This window comes from Gracilimonas sp. (genome assembly GCF_035704785.1).
Taxonomy (GTDB): Bacteria; Bacteroidota; Rhodothermia; order Balneolales; family Balneolaceae; genus Gracilimonas.
Genome location: NZ_DASSWP010000168.1, coordinates 1 through 5478, shown reverse-complemented (window position 1 = coordinate 5478; position 5478 = coordinate 1). Strand labels below are relative to the sequence as shown.

General features: G+C 39.0%; 4 protein-coding genes. 2 read left to right on the top strand and 2 right to left on the bottom strand.

Annotation, left to right across the window (positions count from 1 at the left end; all coding sequences use genetic code 11):
* Both VFM80_RS09975 and VFM80_RS09970 read left to right on the top strand, forming a co-directional pair.
* Positions 1-3367, top strand: a 3367-nt coding sequence (locus VFM80_RS09975; protein ID WP_395071679.1) for a CheR family methyltransferase, incomplete at its 5' end; no start/stop codon positions are given.
* Positions 3364-3813, top strand: coding sequence for a response regulator (locus tag VFM80_RS09970; protein ID WP_395071678.1), 450 nt, complete (start codon positions 3364-3366; stop codon positions 3811-3813). The genes VFM80_RS09975 and VFM80_RS09970, both read left to right, overlap by 4 nt.
* Positions 3814-3985: 172 nt before the next feature.
* Here VFM80_RS09970 and VFM80_RS09965 read toward each other — a convergent pair whose 3' ends face one another.
* Together VFM80_RS09965 and VFM80_RS09960 are read right to left on the bottom strand one after the other, a co-directional pair.
* Complete coding sequence (locus tag VFM80_RS09965) at positions 3986-4888, bottom strand: YihY/virulence factor BrkB family protein (protein ID WP_395071677.1); 903 nt, start codon at positions 4886-4888, stop codon at positions 3986-3988.
* A 296-nt stretch (positions 4889-5184) separates the two neighbouring features.
* The coding region (locus VFM80_RS09960) for a hypothetical protein (RefSeq protein WP_395071676.1) at positions 5185-5478 on the bottom strand (294 nt) is incomplete at its 5' end.

Below are 5478 nucleotides of genomic sequence, written 5' to 3'. Positions count from 1 at the left end.
ATTAACTCCTTTTAAAACCTTACTCAGAGCCATGTCGGAAGAGCCCGGTATGGCTTTTATATTTGTACAACATTTAGATCCGGATCACGAAAGCCTGCTGCCCGAAATACTTCAAAAAGAAACAAACATGCCGGTAGTAGAGATGTCGGAGGATTGCAAAATTGAGTCTGACCACGTTTATGTAATGCCAAGTGACAAACTGATGACGGCATCAGATGGTAAAATAGAGCTCATTGATCGGCCGGAAAAGAAAAAATTAGAACGTATTCTTCCCATCGATCTTTTATTTTCAGCCCTTGCTGAAGCTTATGAATCACGTGCCATTGGCGTGGTACTTTCGGGTACAGCATCGGATGGTACCAAGGGTTTAAAAACTATAAGAGATGCCGGGGGCATTACCTTTGCTCAGAATGTAGAATCGGCAGAATACAATGGAATGCCCGGAAGCGCAATTCATGCTGGGGTAGTTGATTTTGTGCTACCGCCGGAAGAAATCCCGAAAAAATTACTCGAGATAAAGCACTTTATTAAAACCCAGGATGCTTTAGATACCTCTTCAGAGAGTAACAAAGAGAGTGATAAAGAGAATAATTTCATGCAAATTATCACCCTGTTGCGGGTTCGAAAAGGCACTGATTTTACCTATTACAAACAGACCACGATCCGCAGAAGAATACTTCGGAGGATGGCGATCAACAAAATTAAAAAGGTGTCTGCCTATCTTGAATATCTAAGAGAAAACAAAGAGGAACAGGATACCCTGTACAGTGATTTTTTGATTCCGGTTACCTCATTCTTCCGAGATCCGAAAATATTTGAAAATTTAGCCGAACAATTTTTACCGGATCTTATAGACAAAATTCCCGCTGATAAAACCATACGGGTATGGGTGGCGGGTTGCAGTACCGGAGAGGAGGCATATTCTTTGGCCATTCTGTTTAGAGAACTGTTGGAATCCCGAACTATGGGAAACCCCGGGAAAAAAGTGCAGATCTTTGCATCTGATCTAAGCGAATCTGCAATCGACAGGGCTCGTTTAGGTACTTATTCGACAACGGAATTGGCGGGGGTATCTGAGAAACGAATAAAGAAATACTTTACCAAATCAAATGGAAATTTTCAGGTGAACCGGCAGGTTAGGGATATGTGTGTTTTTGCTGTTCATAATTTTTTAAAAGACCCTCCATTTGGTAAAATAGACCTGATAAGCTGTCGTAATGTGTTGATCTATTTTGAACCCTATTTACAGAAAAAGGCACTTAACACGTTTCATTATGTGCTAAACCAAAACGGGATATTATTGCTCGGTAAATCAGAAACAACCAGTGGGGTTCCTGACCTATTTTCTGAAGCTGCCAAAAGCGACAAAATATATACGCGTAAAGATGCATCAAGTAAGTTCGTGCAGGTGGTTAACCGGAATACCGAACTTGATTATAATGAGAGAGAAAAACATGATACGCCGGAAAAGAAGAGTCCCGACTTCCAAAAAACGGCAGACGACTATATGCTCAAAAATTACACCCCTGCCGGTGTAGTGGTAAATGAAGCGATGGATATTGTACAGTATCGGGGTAAAACCGGCCCATTTTTAGAGCAATCGTCTGGGAAGCCGAGCCATAATCTCATGGCATTGGCCGTGCCCGGTTTGGCTTTTGAATTGCGAAATGTTCTGCATAAAGCAAAACAGGGGGGTGAAGAAGTAAAAAAAGAGAACATTCCGATCAAGCTTAATGATGAACTTCATTCGGTGTCCATCGAAGCTATTCCGCTTCCCAATACGATAGAGCCGCATTTTTTAATATTGTTTCACGACAGAATTTCAGAAAACAAAGGACAAAAACCTGAAACTGAAGGCTCAGAAACAGGCGAAGTGCCGGATACCGATAAAGATCTTCGCATTCAGCAATTAGAGCAAGAACTTGTGGACACAAGGGAGGACATGCGCAACATCACGGAGGATCAGGAAGTTGCCATTGAAGAGCTCCAAAGTGCCAACGAAGAGTTGATGAGCAGCAGTGAAGAACTACAGAGTTTAAATGAAGAGTTAGAGACCAGTAAGGAGGAGCTTCAAAGCACGAATGAAGAACTGATTGTCCTGAACCAGGAAATGAGCAGTTTAAATGAACAGATCGAAGCAGAAAGAAACTATTCTGAGTCTATTGTAGCAAATATTCGCGAACCATTGCTGGTACTGAATAAAAAACTTCAGATAAGAACGGCTAATAATGCCTTTTACAAACAATTTGAGCTTAAAGAACAGGAAACCGTTGGGTCACTGATCTATGATCTGGGTGATGAGATGTGGGACTTTCCTGAAATTAGAAAATTGCTTGAAGATATTATTCCCGATAAACCTGTTGTTATTGATTATGAAGTCACTCACACTTTTTCCGGTATTGGTGAGCTTCATCTGCTGCTGAATGCACGAGAGGTTGCGAAAGATGATGAATCTGAAAATTTGATCCTCTTGTCAGTAGAAGATATTACCGAACAGGTAAAAGAGAGAGAAAAACGGCGTGAAATTCAGGAGCAACATACCAAAGAACTGGAAGAAAAAATTGAAGAACGGACGGTTGAGTTAAAAAATGCTATTGAAGAACTCCGGGAAATGAACGAGGAATTGGTAGAAGCGAATAAAGAGTTGGAAGCTTTTACATATATTTCGAGCCACGATTTGCAGGAGCCGCTCCGAAAAATCCAAACTTTTGCCGGCCTGGTACTCGAAAAAGAAAATCAAAACCTGTCCAAAAAGGGTAAAACCTATTTCACTGTTATGCAGGGCGCTGCAAAACGGATGCAGAAGCTTATTGATGATCTGCTTGCATTTTCACGCCTGAACACGTCAGAGAGAACTTTTGAAAAAGTGGACCTGGGTGATATTATTGAAGAGGTTTTAGCAAGTTTCAACGACGTTATTAAAGAGAAAAAAGCCAATATTGAGCTGCAAGAAATGTGTAAGGCAGATGTTATCGTCTTTCAGTTCCGGCAGCTGATGCATAATCTTATTAGCAATGCACTCAAATTTTCAAAACCCGGAGAAAACCCTGAGATAAAGATCAAAAGCAGTATTGTAAAAGGGAGTGAACTGAAGTCAAAACGCCTGTCTCCGGATCAAAAATACTGCCATGTTTCAGTTTCAGATAACGGGATCGGTTTTGATAAAAAGTTCAATGAAAAGATATTCGAGGTATTTCAAAAACTTCATTCAAAAGATGAATATCCGGGTACGGGAATCGGGCTGGCAACTGTCAAGAAAATTGTGACCCATCATAATGGGGAAATATTTGTTGACAGCGCTTTAAACAAAGGAACCTCATTTGATATTTATATCCCTGTAGAGACTCAAACTCCGACGGAAAAATGAAAAATAAAGCACCACTTCGCGTTCTTCTAACCGATGATGATGAGGACGACAGGCTTGTTTTCAAAGAGATCCTGCAAGAGATGGATAAGGATATCATTCTGCATATGATGAATGATGGCAAACAGCTGATGGATTTTCTCGCAAAAAAAAATAATCCACTTCCACACATTGTTTTTCTGGATCTCAACATGCCAAATATGAATGGTATAGAATGCCTGAAAGAGATCAGAAGCCATGAGAAGTACAACGATATCTCAATTGCGATCTACTCTACCTCAACCTCTGAAAAGGATATCGAGGAAACCTTTTTGAACGGAGCTAATATTTATATCACCAAACCGGCGGCATATAGTGACCTCAAAAAAGTATTGAAGAAATCTCTTACGGCTGTCCGTTTGAACCTGAATTCAGATTTCGACAAGTCAAATTTCGTGCTTAAGATATAGTTTTCGATATCTGTTACTGCTTCCCTGGTAAGTGGCTCATCTCAGGCTTACCACCGTTTTTCACCCCTCGTTCCGGCGCTCCGTTGGGAACACTTCATGGGATCACCCGGCCCCTCTTTAATGGAAGCAGACCTAAACCCTGCAGCTTCGTGACGAGTATAAAAGAACATCTTCATTCAATCTCGTTTATTTCGTACCGCACCGTAAAATTAGTTGTTTCAATTCTTTCTCCATTATTTTCTGCATAGGTTTTTACAAAAGATGCACCATAATAAAGAATAAAAGATGAATAAAATATAAATAGCAGTACCAGCACGAGAGAACCTGAGGCGCCGTAAATGGTGCTAATATTTCCTAACACCAGCACACGTCCCAATATAAATTGACCTATGACAAACAGAACAGAAGTTAGCAATGAGCCGGGCCACACGGTTTTCCAACTTAAAATTACATCAGGCAGGAACTTGTAAATAGAAGCAAACCATAAAGTAAAAATTCCAAGAGAAAAAGCGATATTCAATAGTGATATCAGCCATTGATCTATCCCCGGAACCAGGTAAAAAATATTTTCGCCCAAAAAACCTATAACTACATCCAGTAAGAGCGTTACCAGAAACAAGAGGCCGGTCACAAGGATTATCAACAGTGATATTCCCCTGTTCTTAGCCATAAACTTGTAGCTGACACCTTTTGTGGGTTTCACCTTCCATATTTGATTAAATGAACTTTGAACTACAATAAAAAGGGTTGTAGCTACAAACATTAAAAAAATGATTATACCCAGGGTAGCCAAAGTTCCCTGTTGCATATTCTGAACATTTTCAAGAATGGTGGATAGATAATCAGTTGTTTCTTCCCCCAAGTGAGTTGCCAATGCATTAAAAACCTCTCCGGTTAATAATTGTTCACTAAAGATTATAGTAAAGAGGTTTAAAAGAAGAACTATTGTTGGGATTAAAGAAAAAGTAGCAAAAAAAGCTGTTGATGAACTCAGTCGAAGTGGATCATTGTCATTAAAATCTTTGAAACTCACCTTTAGTAGTTTCCAAAAGTTTAAAACTTTCTGTTTTTTCATAATTTACTCTCCATCAGTAGGTGGGAAAGAATATTCTTGATACACATGCTCTTAAATGCGCTTTATTGACAAATAAAAGCTGTTTTTAATTTTTCCCTAAGTTAGTAAACTGAAGATAAATGAAAGATTTGTTTGTCAGAATTATTTCCAAAAGTTCGATTTTTCACTTTAGAATGGCGCAGATTTTAGTGGGAAGGAGAGGGTCAAATTAAAAAAACAGACTCGTTTATTCCACGAGTCTGCTCAAAGAGTTGATTTAATAGGTAACGATACCTATGATAAATTTCTTGATAAATTTATACATCAAGATAATATTCATCGAATTGATTGAATTCTGATCGGTTAATTAAACCGGTATCGTTTATATCCCAGTTATCAAAAACATAGTTTGCTAATTCATACTCACTGATATAATTATCTGCATCCAAATCAATGTCAGTGAAATATGCTGATTCGTATAAAGCATCATAATATTCTTGATATTCAACTTGTCCGTCACCATCTGAATCAACTGCTACCATATCGTCATAAACAAGGTAGTCTTCGTAGAAATAATTGAATCCTGTCAACCACTCTTCATCAGATAGGAA